Origin of the sequence: Micrococcus antarcticus, from assembly GCF_044872765.1 — a bacterium.
Classification (GTDB): Bacteria; Actinomycetota; Actinomycetes; order Actinomycetales; family Micrococcaceae; genus Micrococcus.
In genome coordinates, this window is the sequence record NZ_CP085253.1 from 1,216,733 (window position 1) to 1,231,410 (window position 14,678).

Here is a 14,678-nt window from a genome sequence, read left to right on the forward strand (position 1 = left end):
TCAGGCTCCTGAGGCGGGATGGGTGATGCCGGGGTCGGCGTGGGGGGCGCGGGGCGCGGCCGTCGCGGCCACCGCGCCGGAGGGGTCGGGCCGGTGCTCCTCGGCGTCCGGCGCGGAGACGGGCCACATGCGGTCCATGGCCGCGCGCAGGGCGAGGTGCTCCTCGCGCAGCCCGAACTCCTCGCCGCGGGCGAGGAGGGCGTACTCGACGCGGGTGCGGCCGTCGTCGCCGACGGCGGCGCGCACCCACGCGCGGCGGCGCCGCACGAACAGGCTGGTGGCGAGGCCGAGCAGGGCCGTCACGGCGAACAGGCCCACGCCCCACTTGCCCGGGTCGTAGTGGATGTCCAGGCCCACATAGCGGCGGACGCCGTCGAAGCTGATCGAGCCCTTGCCGTCCGGCAGCTGGTGGGTCTGCCCCGGGGTCAGCGTGATGCCGCCGTTCTCGCTCTTGCGGCTGTTCAGCTCGGTGAGGGACTCGGTGTCGAGCACGTACACGTTCTGCGGCACGCCGCGGTCCAGGCCGAGGTCCCCGGCGTACGAGTTGAGGATCAGCGTCGGGTTCAGCAGCTCGGGGTCCACCGAGACCTGCACCCCGGAGCCCGTGGGGTCGTCCGCCGCGGGCATGAACTGGCCCACGAAGCCCAGCTGCTCCGGCCGCGCGTCGGGCGCCTTGACCACGGCCATCGAGTTGAAGTTCTGGTCCTGCACGCGGGTGACCACGGGGCCCTGGAAGGCGATGTCCCCGTTGCCGTCCCGCACGGTGACCACCGGGGCGTAGCCGTTGCCCACGAGGTAGACGCGGGCGCCGTCCACGGAGAGCGGGTGGTTGACCTTCAGGATCTCCTCGTGGGCCTCGCCGCCGGCGCCCTCGCGGACCTCCATCACGGCCGTGTAGTCGAGCGGCTGGCCCCAGTGCGCCTCGGACTGGCGCTCGAACCGCGCGTCGAAGGACGTCAGCGCCAGGGAGAAGGGCTGCAGGCTGTTCGGGTCGAAGCGGGCGCCCGGCGTGAAGGAGTCGTAGGCCACGAGGTTGTTGGCGAAGCCCTCCCCCTCCACGATGATCTTCTGCCCCGTGTACTTGGTCATGCCGCCGTACGCCATGAACACGAGCACGCCGATGAGCGAGAGGTGGAACAGGATGTTGCCGATCTCCCGGACGTAGCCGCGCTCCGCCCCCACGGACGCGCCGCCTTCCTCGGGCCGGTACTCCACGCGGTAGCGGCGCCTCTTCAGCCAGGCCTGCGCCTGCCGGACGGCGTCCTCGGGGGCGGGGCCGCCCTCCTCGAGCACCACGACGCCGGACTCCGGCAGCCGCTCGAGGCGGCGCGGTGTGCGCGCCGGGGGCTGGCGCAGGGCGTGGGCGTGCTTGACGGCGCGGGGCCACACGCAGCCCACGAGGGAGATGAACAGCAGCAGGTAGATGGCGGAGAACCAGGCGGAGGTGTAGACGTCGAAGAACTGCAGCGCGTCCAGCACCGGGCCCCAGAACGGGTTGTCCTCGATCCAGCGGTCCACCACCTCGGGGCCCGCGCGGCGCTGCGGCACGAGGGAGCCGGGCACGGCGGCCACGGCCAGCAGGAGCAGCAGCATGAGCGCCGTGCGCATGCTCGTCAGCTGCGTCCACATCCAGCGCAGGGTCCCGGCCAGCCCGAGCGAGGGGAGGGCGACGTCCCGCGCGCGGGCGGGCTGGGGGGCCGAGGAGCCGTGGCCGGTCGAGGAGCTCACAGGGGCATCTCCCATTCGTTCGCGAACCAGAACTGCAGCTGGGTGGTCCACGCGGTCCACACCCCGGTGGCCATGAGCAGCCCGAGGAGGATCAGCAGGGCGCCGCCCAGGCGCATGATGAGCACGCGGTGCGTGCGGAAGAAGGCCAGGGCCCGCAGGCCACGCTCCATGCCCAGGGCGATCAGCACGAACGGCACCCCGAGGCCGAGGCAGTAGAGGAAGGCCAGGAGCGCGGCGCGGCCCAGGGAGCCCTCGCCGCCGCCCACCGTGGACATCGCCAGGACGGCGGCCATCGTGGGGCCGATGCACGGGGCCCAGCCGAGCCCGAAGGTCATACCGAGCAGGGGGGCGCCAGCCAGGCCCATGCCGGGCTTGGCGTGCACCCGGCGCTCCTGCTGCAGGCGCCCGCCGCCGCCCATGAAGATGACGCCCATCAGCATCACGAGCACGCCGAGCAGGCGGGTGACCCACACGCCGTCGCGCTGCAGCCACACCAGGGCCTGCGTGAACACCACGCTGACGGCCACGAAGACCACCGCGAACCCGAGCACGAAGAGCACCGCCCCGAGGGCGAGGCGCCCGCGACGGCGCGAGGTGAGCACGTCCCCGCCCAGGCCGGTGACGTAGCCGAGGTAGCCGGGCACGAGAGGGAGGACACACGGGGAGAGGAAGGAGACGAGGCCGGCGAGCAGAGCGACCGGCGCCGCGAGCAGGAGGGAGCCCTGCAGGGCGATCTCGGCGAAGGGGTTGTCGCGCATGGGCTCTGCCGGCGGCTCAGGCCGCGGCCTCGTCCACCACGGTCTTGAGCAGCGCCCGGAGCGTGGACTCCTCGATCGCGCCGAGCACGCGGGCGGAGACGCGGCCCTGGGCGTCCAGCACGAGGGTGGACGGCACGGCCTGAGGGGGCACGTAGTCGGTCATGCGCAGCAGGACGTCGCCGCGCGCGTCCTCCACGGAGGGGTAGGGGATCTCGAAGGACCGCTCGAAGGCCTGCGCCGTGGTGGCCGTGTCCCGCACGTTCACGCCGAGGAAGTTCACCCCCTGCGGGGCGAACTCCTCGTGGAGCGAGACCAGGTGGGGCGCCTCGACGCGGCACGGCGCACACGAGGCATACCAGAAGTTGAGGAGGGCGGGCGCGCCGCGCAGGCTCTCCCCGCTCACGGGCGTGCCGTCGAAGCGCGTCGCGGTGAACTCCACGGGCTCCCCGCGGTCGGCCGGGGCGAACTCGAGCACCGATCCGTCGCCGGCGATGTAGTTCTTGCCGTCCCCGTTGCCGGCCTGAGCGGCCAGGGAGTCATCCCCGCCGGAGCAGGCCGCGAGCACGGGCGCCAGGCCGGCGGCCGTGAGGCCGGCGAGCACGCGACGGCGGGTGAGCGGGGACTGCGGGGTCATGGGCGGGCGCTCCAGGCGAGGCGGACGGGAGGGAGTCGGAGGGCCCCCGCGGGGGCCTGATCGAGTCTACTGTCCGCCCCTGATCCTGACTGAACCCTGGGCGTCAGCCGTCCCGGGGGCCTCAGGCACCGGGCAGGGAGGAGGCGTCCTTGAGGAGCTCGCGGTTGGGCTCGTGGTACTCGACGCGCGGGGTGGCCCGGCCCTCCTCGAACACGAGGGAGGTCACCGAGGTGAGGGAGCACTCGCGCTGACGCGGATCGTGCCACAGGGGCCGGCCCTCGACCGCGAGGCGGGTGACCCAGATGGGGAGCTGGTGGGAGACGAGGATGGCCTCCGCGCCGGGGCCGAGGGTGTCCACCGCCTCCCCCTTCACGCGGTCCACCACCTCGAGCATGCGCGCGGCCTGCTGGTGGTAGGGCTCGCCCCACGAGGGGCGCAGGGGATTGCGCAGCTTCGGCCAGAGGCGCGGGTCCCGCTTGAGGGAGTCGACCACCTGGGACATCCCCTCGAAGGCGTTCTCGGCCTCGATGATGTTCGGCTCGGTGAGCAGCGGCCGGGAGAAGGCGCCGGCGATCGGCGCGGCGGTCTGCTGAGCGCGCAGCAGCGGGGAGGCCGCCACCAGGGCCGGATGCCGCCGGATGCGGTTCGCGCGGTGCAGGAACCACTCGGCCACGCCGTCGGCCATCCGGTGCCCCAGCTCCGAGAGGCCGAACCCGTCCAGACGGCCGTAGAGGACGCGGTCGGGGTTGTGGACCTCGCCGTGACGGACGAGGTGGACGGTCGCGATCGTCTGCATGCCACCAGTCTGGCAGACCGGCCGGCCCGGTACGGTGGGGAGCAGCAGCCCGCCGGCGTCGCGAGCGCCGGGCGCACAGGGCTCCCACCGTCCCCGCCGCCGTCGCCCTCCCCGCGGCGGCGCTTCCCCAGGAGGCACCCATGACCGGCTCGACCAATCCCTACGGCCAGAACCCGTACGGCCAGGGCACTCCGTCCGGGCAGGAGCCCGCGGGCGCCGCGAACCCCTACGGGACCGCCCCCGGCGCGCACGAGCAGAACCCATACGGCCGCCCCGAGGACGGTGCGGCCCCGTGGGGCGCCCAGGCGCCCTCGCCCTCCCCGGCGGCCATGCCGGGCGTGGGCCACCCGCAGGGCGCCGTGCCCGGCGTCGGCATGCCCGCCCCCGCGCGCCCCGGCTCGATCACCGCGGCCTTCTGGCTGATCGTGTCCGCGGGGCTCGTCCAGCTCCTCAGCACCGCGCTCGGCCTGCTCGCCGCGAACACCCCGGAGGGCCGCGCCCTGCTCGAGCAGACCATGCGGGACGCGGTGGGGCAGGCGGGCCTGCCGGCGGACCAGGCGTCCGAGATGGAAGCCATGATGCTGGGCGCCGTGCCCGCCGTCCTCACGACGACGGCCGTGCTCGGCGTTCTCGGGTTCCTGCTCTACCTGCTGATCGCCGTCAAGATCCGCGGCGGATCCCGGGCCGCCCGCACCGTGGGCACCGTGCTCGCGGTGCTCTCCGTGCTCATGCTGCTCGCCAACCTGGCGATGGGCGCGTTCTCCGTGTTCGAGCTGCTCTGGGTGGGCCTGGGCGTGGCCGGCATCGTCATGGCCTACCGCAAGGACGCCACCGAGTTCATGCGCCTCAAGGCGTGGGAGCGCGCCGGACGCCGCTGACGCCGCCGGCGGCGGGGCTCTCAGGCCGCGTCGAGCAGGCGGCCCAGGCGCGCGGCGTCCACACGCCAGAAGTCGCGCTGGACGCCGTCCACGAACAGCACGGGCACCTCGTCCGCGAACCGCTCGAGCAGCTCGGGGTGGGCCGCGCCGTCCACGGGCTCCCACGTCTGGCCCCGCTCGGCGCACACCTGCGCGACGACGCCGGCCGCCTCCTCGCACAGGTGGCACCCCGGCTTCACGAGGAGCTGGACGCGGGCGGCGGAGGCGGGCAGGTCGGCGGTCATGCCGACCATGCTACGGACACGACGAGGCCGCCCGCTCCTGACGGAACGGGCGGCCTCGCTGGCGCTCTCGACGAGCGCGGGCGTCACTTCTTGTTGCGACGCTGGTGGCGGGTCTTGCGAAGCAGCTTGCGGTGCTTCTTCTTCGCCATGCGCTTGCGGCGCTTCTTGATGACAGATCCCATGGGGACTCCTTGCGTCGGGGTGAGGGTCGGCGGCTGGTGGGGACCGCGGGCATCCGGGCTCCCGGACACGCCGACCCGCATTCCACCGGGTGTGGAACGCATGAAAACGTTCTCGGTCACAATACCGGGCGGACGAGCCTCAGTCGAACCAGGGATCCAGCCCGTGCAGCGGGAAGACCTCCCGGCGGGTGGCCATGATCGACTGGTCCACAGGATCGGCGGGGTCGTAGCCCACCTCCCACGAGCGCCACCACACGTCCGCGTCCTCGCCCATCGTCGTGGGGATCCGCTCGTCCTCCGCGCCCTCGTGCAGGGACATGTCCCCCGTGAGGTCCTCCGACGTGAGCTCCCGGGCGTGGGCCAGCCACTCGGCGGGGATCGGCGCCCGCAGCGGCACCGGCGTCCCCAGCACCGCGGCGGTCAGGTGCGTCCACGCGCGCGGCACCACCTTGAGCGGGTTGTATCCGCCGCCGCCCGTGGCCAGCCACCGGCCGTGCGCGAAGCGCTCCGCCCAGTCCGCCATGTCGAAGGCGAGCTGGCGCTGGCCGTCCACCGTCAGGCGCAGGTCCGCGAGGGGATCGGCGTGGTGGGAGTCGCAGCCGTGCTGGCTCACGATCACGTCCGGGGCGAACGCCTGCAGCAGCGGCGGCACCACGGCGTGCACGGCGCGGAGGAAGCCGGCGTCGCCCGTGCGCGGCGGGACGGCCACGTTGGCCGCGGTCCCCTCCGCCGCAGGCCCGCCGGTCTCGTTGGCGAAGCCCGTGCCCGGGAAGAGGCTCATGCCGGTCTCGTGGACGGAGATCGTCAGGACGCGGGGGTCGTCGTAGAAGATCGCCTGCGTGCCGTCCCCGTGGTGCGCGTCCACGTCCACGTAGGCCACGCGCTCGGCGCCGAGGTCGAGGAGGCGCTGGATCGCCACGGCGCAGTCGTTGTAGATGCAGAACCCCGAGGCCTTGTCCCGCGCGGCGTGGTGCATCCCGCCCGCGAAGTTGACCGCGCGGCTCACGCGCCCGGACCAGATGGCCTCGGCGGCCACGAGCGAGCCTCCCGCGATGCGGGCCGCAGACTCGTGCAGGTCGGGGAACACGGGGCAGTCCTCCGTGCCCAGGCCGTGCGCGGCGTCGTCGGAGGAGGTCTGCGCCGAGGCCGCGCGCACCGCGGCGATGTACTCGCGCCCGTGCACGGCGGCGAGCTCGTCGTCCGTGGCCACCGGGGGCTGCAGGATGCTCACGTGCGGGGCGTCGAGGAGGCCGAGGGCGTCCACGAGGCGGTGGGTGAGGTCCAGCCGCAGGGGTGCCATCGGGTGCTCGGCGCTGAAGCGGTAGCGGAGCAGGCTCGGATCCCACACGACCGCGGCGGGCGTGGGGGCATCGGGCTCGAGGGTGGCACTCATCACGTTCCAGAGTAGATCCCTCGACCGCCCGAGGCCATGGGCGGACGCGCACATGACCGGCGCATGACGGGCGCGGGGCGATACTGGGACGGGCCCGCACGCGGTCCGACACCCGTCACGGCACGCAGGAGGTGCACCATGGGCACTCGCCCCCGGGCCACGGACCCACAGGGCGGACCGGGCCGTGGCGACTGGGCGCCGCGCCGCGCCTCCCGCGACGACGACCCGGCCCGCGTGGGCTTCGCGCGCTCCCGCCGGCGCCCCGCGCCACGGGTGACGCCCCGGCCCGGTGCCGGGTCCAGCCTGGAGCCCTCCGGCGGCCTGGCGACCGCGCTGCACCGCTCCCGGCGCCGCGTCACGGATGCGGTCGGCGGCTCCCCCGCCCGCGCGGCCCTGTCCGCGTTCGCACTCATGTCCCTGCTGTTCACCGCCCTCCTGATGCTCCCCGCGGCCGCCGAGGACGGTCAGGTGACGCCGCTGCACGACGCGATGTTCACGGCCGTCTCCGCGTTCTCGGTGACCGGTCTGACGGCCGTGAACACGGCGGAGCACTGGTCCGTGTTCGGGGACATCGTCATCCTGCTCGCCATCCAGGTCGGCGGCCTCGGCATCCTCTCCATGGCGTCCCTGCTGACGCTCGCCGTCTCCCGCCACCTGGGCGTCAAGTCCAAGCTGAACACGCAGGAGGCGGGCATGACCACGGGCAACGTGGGAGAGGTCGCCCGCCTGCTGCGGGTCGTCGTCCTCACCGTCCTGACGTGCGAGGCAGCCGTGGCCGTGTTCCTCGTGCCGCGCTTCGCGGCGCACTCCGGCTCGTGGCTGACCGGCCTCTGGGAGGGCGTGTTCTACTCCATCAGCGCGTTCAACAACGCGGGGTTCGCCATCCACCCCGGCGGCATCGCGGAGTTCGCGCACGACCCCGTGATCCTCACCGTGATCGCCGTGGGCGTGTTCGCCGGGGCACTGGGCTTCCCCGTGGTCATGGTGCTGATGGACAAGGGGTGGCGCTTCCGCGCGTGGAACCTGCACACCAAGCTCACGGTGGAGGTGACGCTGATCCTGCTGGTGCTGGGCGCCGTCCTGCTCTTCGTCTTCGAGTCCGGCAACCCGCTCACGCAGGGCGACCTGACGTTCTGGGAGCGGGTCGGCCACTCGCTCTTCGGCTCGATCATGACCCGCTCCGGCGGGTTCGCGATCGACAACCCGGACGTGCACCGCCCGGAGTCCCTGCTCCTCATGGACGCCCTCATGTTCGTGGGCGGCGGATCCGCCTCCACCGGCGGCGGCATCAAGGTGACGACGCTGGCGGTCATGTTCCTGGCCATCATGGCCGAGGCGCGCGGCGACCGCGAGGTCACCGCGCATGGCCGCACGATCGCCCCGGAGACCCTCCGCGTGGCCATCTCGGTGCTCGCCCTCGGCGCGACCCTCGTGCTCGTGGCCACCCTCATCCTGGTCTCGATCCTCGACGAGTCGCTGCAGCGGCCCCTCTTCGAGGTGATCTCCGCGTTCGGCACGTGCGGCCTCTCCGTGGGCATCTCCGAGGCCGCGCCGCCGGCCGGCAAGTACCTCCTGACGGCCATGATGTTCGCCGGCCGCGTTGGTACGATCACGTTCGCCGCGGCCCTGGCCCTGCGCTCGCGCCGCGTCCTCTACCGCTACCCCATCGAGAGGCCGATCCTTGGCTGAGCACCAGCGCTCCGATCCCAACGCCCCCGTGCTCGTGGTCGGCCTCGGCCGCTTCGGAGCAGCGACCGCGGAGGAGCTCGTCTCCCAGGGCCGCGAGGTGCTCGCGATCGAGCGGGACCCCGTGCTCGTCCAGCGCTTCGCCCCCACGCTCACCCACGTGGTGGAGGCCGACGCCACCGACGCCGAGGCCCTGCGCCAGCTCGGCGCGCAGGACTTCTCCACCGCCGTCGTGGGCGTGGGCACCTCGATCGAGGCGTCCGTGCTCATCACGGTCAACCTCGTGGACCTCGAGATCCCCCACGTGTGGGTCAAGGCGATCAGCGAGAAGCACGGCACCATCCTGCGGCGGATCGGCGCGAACCACATCATCTTCCCGGAGCACGACGCGGGCGTGCGCGCCGCGCACCTCGTGAACGGCCGCATGATGGACTTCATCGAGTTCGACGACGACTTCGCGATCGTGAAGATGTACCCGCCGTCCGAGTGCGTGGGCTTCACCCTCGGCGAGTCGAACGTGCGCGCCAAGTACGGCGTGACCGTGGTGGGCGTGAAGACCCCCGGCGAGGACTTCACCTACGCCCAGCCGGACACGCGCGTGGGGCCCCGCGACACGCTCATCGTCTCCGGGCACACCGAGCTGATCGACCGGTTCGCCGCCCGCCCCTGAGCCACGGGCCCGCCGGGTGCCCGCGCCGCATCCCGGCCCCCGGCCGCGTGGCGGTCCGTGCCGCTCGCCTCAGCCGGCGAACTCGCGACCCATCTCGCGGTCGCGCGCGGCCGCGGCGTGCATCGCGCGGGCCACGAGCTGCGGCAGACCGCCGTCCTGCAGCGCGGTCACGGCCCGCTCCGTGGTGCCGTTGGGGCTCATGACGGCGCGGCGCAGGTCCTCGGCGGTCTGCTCTCCCGACTCCACCGCGCGCTCGAGCATGAGGCCCGCGCCCTTCACGGTCGCGGCGGCCATCGCCTCCGCGTCCGCGCGGTCCAGGCCGAGCTCCACGGCATGCTGCGCGATCGCCTCGGCCAGCAGGAACACATAGGCCGGGGCCGAGCCGGCCGCGGCCACGACGGCGGGCAGCTGCCGCTCGTCCACGCGCACGACCAGGCCCGAGCCGGAGAACAGACCCTCCACGGCAGCGGCCTGCTCCTCCCCCACGCCCTCGGCGGGGGCCACGCCCACGACGCCCGAGCCCACCGTCAGCGGCGTGTTCGGCATGGTGCGCACGAGCGGCTGGCCCGGACGCAGCGCGCCCGCGATCGTCCCGGCCGTGACGCCGGCGGCCACCGAGACCACCACGGCGTCCGCGGGCAGGGCGTCCGCGATGCCGCGCGCGGCGGCCACGAGGTCCTTGGGCTTCATGCCGAGCAGCACGACGTCGGCCTCGCGCACGGCGTCCGCGTTGGCCTCGTCCGCACCGCCGGCGGCGCGCACGTCCACCCCCGCGAAGCGCTCGCGCGCGGCCGCGGCGGAGTCCTCCGAGCGGGTGGTGGCGGTGACGTCGGCGGCCTGCACGGCGCCCGAGTCGAGGGCGCCGGTCAGGATGGCGCCCGTCATGGTGCCCAGGCCCAGGATGGTCAGCTTCACGATCGTGCTCCTTCGTCGTCGGTGGTCTCGTCGTCGAGGGTGAGGTGCGTCCGGGCGAAGGCGAGCGAGGCGGCGAGCCGCTCCTCGCGCTGCCCGGCGTAGTCCATGCCGCGCGTGCCCACCTCCACGCACACCGTGCCGGCCAGGCCGGTGCGGGCGAGGTGGCGCAGGGACGCGGCGACGGGCTGGGTGCCCTCGCCGGGGATCAGGTGCTCGTCCTTGTGGCTGTCGGTGCCGTCGGTGAGGTGGACGTGGCGCACGCGGGGCCCGAGCGCCGTCAGCGCCGCGAGGGAGTCCTCGCGGGCGATGGCCGCGTGGGAGAAGTCCCAGCACACGTGCTCGTACGGCTCCGGGACCGGATCCCAGTGGGGCAGGTACATCTTGGTCTCGCGGCCGTAGGCGCGCCACGGGTACATGTTCTCCACCGCGATCACCACGCCGGACTCGGCCATGAGGTCGGCGATCCCCTCCGCGAAGCGCTCGGCGTACGTGCCCTGCCAGCGGAACGGGGGGTGGGCCACGACGGTGGCCGCCCCCACGGCCTGGGCCATCTCCACGGAGCGCCGGATCTTCGTCCACGCGGATCCCCACACCTGCTGGGTGAAGAGCAGGGTCGGCGCGTGGATCGAGTCGATCCGCATGCCGGTGCGCTCCGCGAGGGTGCGCAGCCGGTCGGCGTCCTGGCTCCATCCGTTGTGGGTGACCATGACCTCGACGCCGTCGTAGCCCAGGTCCTGCGCGGTGGCGAAGGCGTCCTGCGTCCCCAGGGGGAACACCGACGACGAGGACAGGGTCACCGGGATGTCCGCGCCGAAGCGCGGGGCGGGGGCGAGATGCCCGGTGGAGATCAGCGGCATCTCAGCGCACCCCGAGGCGCAGGCCGGGCAGCAGCGTGTCCGTGTTCAGGTCCACGCGCCCGACGCCGGGCACGCCGTCCCGCGTGAGGTGGCCCTCGAGCATGAGGGCGTCCAGGCGGTTGAGGATGAGGCCCTCACGCAGGGCCCAGGGGCAGATCTCCAGCTGCACCACGCCGAAGGTGCGCATCGCGGTGAGCGCCACGATCGCGCCGGCGAGCATCTGCTGGGCCCGGACCTCGGAGACCCCGGGCAGGTCCGCGCGCTCGGCCGAGGGCATCGCGGCGAGGCGGTTGACCCAGAGGTGCAGGTCGTCCGCGCGCAGGTGCCGCTTGACGAAGGGTCCCGCGGCGGACGGCGCCGCGCCGGTGAGGCGGGCCAGCGAGCGGAACGTCTTCGACGTGGCGGTGACGACGACCGGCGGGGTCACCGGGGGGAAGGAGGCGAAGGCCGCCTCCATGTGCGTCGACACGTACTTGCGCAGCTGCTTGACGTCCCTGGGGTGCGGCGGGTCGTCCGGGAGGCGGTCCCGCGTGAGGCGCCCCGCGCCGAGCGGCAGGGACACCGCGTGGGAGGGCAGCTCGTCCTGACCGTAGGCGATCTCGAACGAGCCGCCGCCGATGTCGAAGTTCAGGATGGAGCCGGCGTCCCAGCCCTGCCAGCGGCGCACCGCGAAGTAGGTCATCGCGGACTCCTGCTCGCCGGAGAGCTCCACGAGGTGCACGCCGGTCTGCTCCTCCACGCGGGCGAGCACGGCCTTCCCGTTGGCCGCCTCGCGGATGGCCGAGGTGCAGAAGGAGACCATGTCCTCCGCGCGGTTCTCCTCCGCGAAGGCCACCGCCTCCTGGATGAAGTCCACGAGCTCGCGCTGGCCCTCCTCGCTGATGGCGCCCTCGGCGTCGAGGAAGCGGATGAGCGGCAGCGAGCGCTTGTGGTCGGCGTACGCGGTGGGGCGGGCGCCTGGGTGGGCGTCCACGAGGAGCAGGTGGACGGTGTTCGAGCCGATGTCCAGCACGCCGAGGCGCATGCGTCAGGCCCTCTTCCGAGGGGTGGTCTTCGCGGCCGGCTTCTTCGCAGGGGCCTTCGTGGCGGCCGGCTTGCGGGCCGGTGCCTTCTTGGGAGCCGGGCCCTTGGCGCGCTTGTCCGCGAGCAGCTGGTAGGCCTCCTCGGCCGTCAGCTCCTCGGGCACGCGGCCGCGGGGCACGGTGATGTTGGTGACGCCGTCCGTGACGTACGGGCCGAAGCGGCCCTCCTTCACGGTGACCCTCTTGCCGGACACCGGGTCCTCGCCGAACTCCGCGAGCGGCGGCTTCGCGGTGCCGCGTCCGCGCTGCTTGGGCTGGGCGTAGACCTCCCGGGCCTGGTCCTCGGTGATGCTGAAGATCTGGTCCTCCGACTCGAGCGAGCGCGAGTCGGTCCCCTTCTTCAGGTAGGGGCCGAACCGGCCGTTCTGCGCGGTGATGACCTCACCTTCCGCGTCCGCCCCCACGATGCGCGGCAGGGACATCAGCTGCAGCGCCTGTTCGAGGGTCACGGTGTCCACGGCCATGCTCTTGAAGAGCGAGCCGGTGCGGGGCTTCTGCGCCGCGGGCTTCTTCTTGGGCTTCGGCTTGCCGTTCTTGTAGTACTCGGTGGGCTGCGCGTCCAGCCACGCCTGCAGCTGCTCCTCGGTCATCTCGGGGATGACCTCGGTGACGTAGGGGCCGTAGCGCCCGTCCTTGGCGACGACGGCGTGGCCCGTCTCCGGGTCCGTGCCCAGCGCGCGCTCGGAGGGCTTGGCGGTGGCGAACAGCTCCTCCGCCTTGGCGGGGGTGAGCTCGTCCGGGGCCAAGTCCTCGGGGACGTTGGCGCGCGGCGGCGTCGAGCCCTCTTCGGCGCCGGCGGGCAGCGGCTTCTCGAGGTACGGGCCGTACTGGCCCACGCGCAGGGTAATGTCCTCGGTGATCGGCAGGGAGTTCACCGCGCGGGCGTCGATGTCTCCCAGGTTCTCCACCACCTGCTGGAGGCCGTCCATGCCCTTCTCGGCACCCGAGGCCGGGGCGCCGAAGTAGAAGGTCTGCAGCCAGGCCTCGCGGGCCAGCTCGCCCGCGGCGATGCGGTCGAGGTCGTCCTCCATGCGGGCCGTGAAGTCGTAGTCCACGTACCTGCTGAAGTAGTCCTCGAGCAGGCCGATCACGGCGAACGCGGTCCACGACGGGACCAGGGCGTTGCCGCGCTTGGTGACGTAGCCGCGGTCCATGATCGTGGAGATCGTGGGGGCGTACGTGGAGGGGCGGCCGATCTCCCGGCGCTCCAGCTCGGCCACGATGGAGGCCTCGGTGTAGCGGGCCGGCGGGGAGGTCTCGTGACCGGTGGCCTCGATCGGCTCGCCGGTCAGCCGCTCCCCCTCGGCCACCTGCGGCAGGCGGCGGTCTCTGGCCTCGGCCCTCTCCTCCTCGCTCTCCGCGTCCTTGCCCTCCTCGTAGGCGTCGAGGAAGCCCTTGAACGTGATCACGGTGCCGGAGGCGGCGAACTGGGCGGTGCGGCCGTCCTTCGCCTGCGCGGAGAATCGCAGCGTGGCGGTGTAGCCCTTCGCGTCCGCCATCTGGGAGGCCACGGTGCGCTTCCAGATCAGCTCGTAGAGGCGGAACTCGTCCGGGCGCAGCTCGTTCCTCACCTGGGCGGGGGTGCGGAAGGAGTCGCCCGCGGGGCGGATGGCATCGTGCGCCTCCTGCGCGTTCTCGGAGCGCTTGGCGTACGTGCGCGGCTGCGCCGGCACGGCGTCGGACCCGTAGAGCTCGGCGGCCTGCGTGCGGGCGGCCCCGATGGCCTCCTGGGACAGGTTCACCGAGTCGGTGCGCATGTAGGTGATGTAGCCGTTCTCGTACAGGCGCTGGGCCACCTGCATGGAGACGCGGGAGCTCATCCGCAGCTTGCGCGAGGCCTCCTGCTGCATGGTCGACGTGGTGAACGGCGCGGCCGGCCGGCGCGTGTACGGCTTGTCCTCCACGGCGTCCACCGTGAAGTCCGCGCCGCGCAGCCCCTCGGCAAGGGAGGTGGCGGCGGCCGCGTCCAGGTGCGCGACCTTCTTGCCCGGGGCGGACTTCAGGCGGCCGGCGTCGTCGAAGTCGCGGCCGGTGGCCACGCGCTCACCGTCCACGGTGGAGAGTCGGGCTGTGAAGGAGGCGCCGACGGCGTCGGCGGCCTGCGCGCCCTCGGCGACGGTGAACGTGCCCTCCACACCCCAGTACTGCGCGGCCACGAACGCCATGCGCTCACGCTCGCGCTCCACCACGAGGCGGGTGGCCACGGACTGCACGCGGCCGGCGGAGAGGCCGCGGGAGACCTTGCGCCACAGCACCGGGGAGAGCTCGTAGCCGAAGAGGCGGTCCAGGATGCGGCGCGTCTCCTGGGCGTCCACCAGGTGGGTGTCCAGGTCGCGGATGTTCTGCAGGCCGCGCTGCACGCCCTCCTTGGTGATCTCGCCGAAGGTCATGCGGTACACGGGGACCTTGGGCTTGAGGGTGTCCAGGAGGTGCCACGCGATGGCCTCGCCCTCGCGGTCCGCATCCGTGGCGAGGTAGAGGGCCTCGGCGTCCTTGAGCTCGCGCTTGAGCTCGGTGACCTTCTTCTTCTTGTCCGGGTGCACCACGTAGTAGGGGTCGAAGCCGTGCTCCGTGTCCACCGCGAACTTGCCGTAGGGACCCTTCTTCATGTCCGCCGGCAGGTCGGAGGGCTTGGGCAGGTCACGGATGTGGCCCACGGAGGAGTCCACCACCCAGCCCTCGCCCACCGCGTTCAGGTACTTCGCGATGGACTTGCTCTTGGCCGGGGACTCCACGATGACCAGCTTCTTGCCCTGGGGCACGGAGCCGGTCACGGAAGCGGGGGTGGTGGTCAACGGAGTCCTCCTGGACGGTG

Annotated in this window: 14 protein-coding genes; 3 read left to right on the forward strand and 11 right to left on the reverse strand. The window is 73.0% G+C overall.

Annotated elements, in window-relative coordinates; translation table 11 throughout:
- The 4 genes from LG274_RS05655 to LG274_RS05670 form a co-directional block, all read right to left on the reverse strand.
- A complete protein-coding gene (locus LG274_RS05655; protein WP_404465876.1) occupies positions 1-1,743 on the reverse strand; it encodes a cytochrome c biogenesis protein ResB in 1,743 nt (580 codons plus the stop codon).
- The gene (locus LG274_RS05660) at positions 1,725-2,486 is read right to left on the reverse strand and encodes a cytochrome c biogenesis CcdA family protein (protein WP_298984965.1); all 762 of its coding nucleotides are present in this window, start codon (positions 2,484-2,486) and stop codon (positions 1,725-1,727) included. The genes LG274_RS05655 and LG274_RS05660 overlap by 19 nt, the downstream gene beginning before the upstream one ends.
- Before the next feature lie 16 nt (positions 2,487-2,502).
- Positions 2,503-3,120 carry a TlpA disulfide reductase family protein gene (locus LG274_RS05665; RefSeq protein WP_298984967.1) on the reverse strand — a complete coding sequence of 206 codons (618 nt, stop codon included), beginning with the start codon at positions 3,118-3,120 and terminating at the stop codon, positions 2,503-2,505.
- A gap of 121 nt (positions 3,121-3,241) precedes the next feature.
- Complete coding sequence (locus LG274_RS05670; RefSeq protein ID WP_298712664.1) at positions 3,242-3,916, reverse strand: histidine phosphatase family protein; 675 nt, start codon at positions 3,914-3,916, stop codon at positions 3,242-3,244.
- Positions 3,917-4,056: 140 nt separating this feature from the next.
- Between LG274_RS05670 and LG274_RS05675 the strand changes: the two genes are divergently transcribed.
- A complete protein-coding gene (locus LG274_RS05675) occupies positions 4,057-4,794 on the forward strand; it encodes a hypothetical protein (protein WP_298712661.1) in 738 nt (245 codons plus the stop codon).
- A gap of 20 nt (positions 4,795-4,814) precedes the next feature.
- Here LG274_RS05675 and LG274_RS05680 read toward each other — a convergent pair whose 3' ends face one another.
- The 3 genes from LG274_RS05680 to LG274_RS05690 all read right to left on the reverse strand — a co-directional run bounded on the left by LG274_RS05680 (position 4,815) and on the right by LG274_RS05690 (position 6,653).
- Positions 4,815-5,078, reverse strand: coding sequence for a glutaredoxin family protein (locus LG274_RS05680; protein ID WP_248117992.1), 264 nt, complete (start codon positions 5,076-5,078; stop codon positions 4,815-4,817).
- Positions 5,079-5,161: 83 nt separating this feature from the next.
- Positions 5,162-5,260: a 30S ribosomal protein bS22 gene (locus LG274_RS05685; RefSeq protein ID WP_003792170.1), complete on the reverse strand. Its 99-nt coding sequence runs from the start codon at positions 5,258-5,260 to the stop codon at positions 5,162-5,164.
- 139 nt (positions 5,261-5,399) lie between these two features.
- Entirely contained in the window at positions 5,400-6,653 is a 1,254-nt protein-coding gene (locus tag LG274_RS05690; protein WP_298712659.1) for an acetoin utilization protein AcuC, read from the reverse strand.
- A 138-nt stretch (positions 6,654-6,791) separates the two neighbouring features.
- Here LG274_RS05690 and LG274_RS05695 point away from each other — a divergent pair, with 138 nt between their 5' ends.
- Together LG274_RS05695 and LG274_RS05700 are read left to right on the forward strand one after the other, a co-directional pair.
- A complete protein-coding gene (locus tag LG274_RS05695; protein ID WP_298712656.1) occupies positions 6,792-8,342 on the forward strand; it encodes a TrkH family potassium uptake protein in 1,551 nt (516 codons plus the stop codon).
- 28 nt (positions 8,343-8,370) lie between these two features.
- Positions 8,371-9,009, forward strand: coding sequence for a potassium channel family protein (locus LG274_RS05700; protein ID WP_404466016.1), 639 nt, complete (start codon positions 8,371-8,373; stop codon positions 9,007-9,009).
- 69 nt (positions 9,010-9,078) lie between these two features.
- Here LG274_RS05700 and proC read toward each other — a convergent pair whose 3' ends face one another.
- From proC to topA, 4 genes are read right to left on the reverse strand one after another with little or no spacing between them, the layout of a single operon-like run.
- Positions 9,079-9,924 carry a pyrroline-5-carboxylate reductase gene (gene proC, locus LG274_RS05705; protein ID WP_298712649.1) on the reverse strand — a complete coding sequence of 282 codons (846 nt, stop codon included), beginning with the start codon at positions 9,922-9,924 and terminating at the stop codon, positions 9,079-9,081.
- The gene (locus LG274_RS05710; protein WP_298712646.1) at positions 9,921-10,781 is read right to left on the reverse strand and encodes a sugar phosphate isomerase/epimerase; all 861 of its coding nucleotides are present in this window, start codon (positions 10,779-10,781) and stop codon (positions 9,921-9,923) included. Before LG274_RS05710 ends, proC begins: the two co-directional genes overlap by 4 nt.
- Position 10,782: 1 nt before the next feature.
- The gene (locus LG274_RS05715; RefSeq protein ID WP_248117980.1) at positions 10,783-11,805 is read right to left on the reverse strand and encodes a Ppx/GppA family phosphatase; all 1,023 of its coding nucleotides are present in this window, start codon (positions 11,803-11,805) and stop codon (positions 10,783-10,785) included.
- A gap of 3 nt (positions 11,806-11,808) precedes the next feature.
- A complete protein-coding gene (topA, locus tag LG274_RS05720; RefSeq protein ID WP_404465881.1) occupies positions 11,809-14,658 on the reverse strand; it encodes a type I DNA topoisomerase in 2,850 nt (949 codons plus the stop codon).
- Positions 14,659-14,678 lie beyond the last annotated feature (20 nt).

Bases quoted from the DNA above. Each gene is read 5' to 3' on its own strand.
- LG274_RS05665 (WP_298984967.1), bottom strand. From the start codon at position 3,120: ATGACCCCGCAGTCCCCGCTCACCCGCCGTCGCGTGCTCGCCGGCCTC.
- LG274_RS05710 (WP_298712646.1), bottom strand. From the start codon at position 10,781: ATGCCGCTGATCTCCACCGGGCATCTCGCCCCCGCCCCGCGCTTCGGC.
- LG274_RS05680 (WP_248117992.1), bottom strand. From the start codon at position 5,078: ATGACCGCCGACCTGCCCGCCTCCGCCGCCCGCGTCCAGCTCCTCGTG.
- LG274_RS05670 (WP_298712664.1), bottom strand. From the start codon at position 3,916: ATGCAGACGATCGCGACCGTCCACCTCGTCCGTCACGGCGAGGTCCAC.
- LG274_RS05690 (WP_298712659.1), bottom strand. From the start codon at position 6,653: ATGAGTGCCACCCTCGAGCCCGATGCCCCCACGCCCGCCGCGGTCGTG.
- LG274_RS05655 (WP_404465876.1), bottom strand. From the start codon at position 1,743: ATGGGAGATGCCCCTGTGAGCTCCTCGACCGGCCACGGCTCCTCGGCC.
- LG274_RS05675 (WP_298712661.1), top strand. From the start codon at position 4,057: ATGACCGGCTCGACCAATCCCTACGGCCAGAACCCGTACGGCCAGGGC.
- LG274_RS05715 (WP_248117980.1), bottom strand. From the start codon at position 11,805: ATGCGCCTCGGCGTGCTGGACATCGGCTCGAACACCGTCCACCTGCTC.
- LG274_RS05660 (WP_298984965.1), bottom strand. From the start codon at position 2,486: ATGCGCGACAACCCCTTCGCCGAGATCGCCCTGCAGGGCTCCCTCCTG.
- LG274_RS05695 (WP_298712656.1), top strand. From the start codon at position 6,792: ATGGGCACTCGCCCCCGGGCCACGGACCCACAGGGCGGACCGGGCCGT.
- LG274_RS05685 (WP_003792170.1), bottom strand. From the start codon at position 5,260: ATGGGATCTGTCATCAAGAAGCGCCGCAAGCGCATGGCGAAGAAGAAG.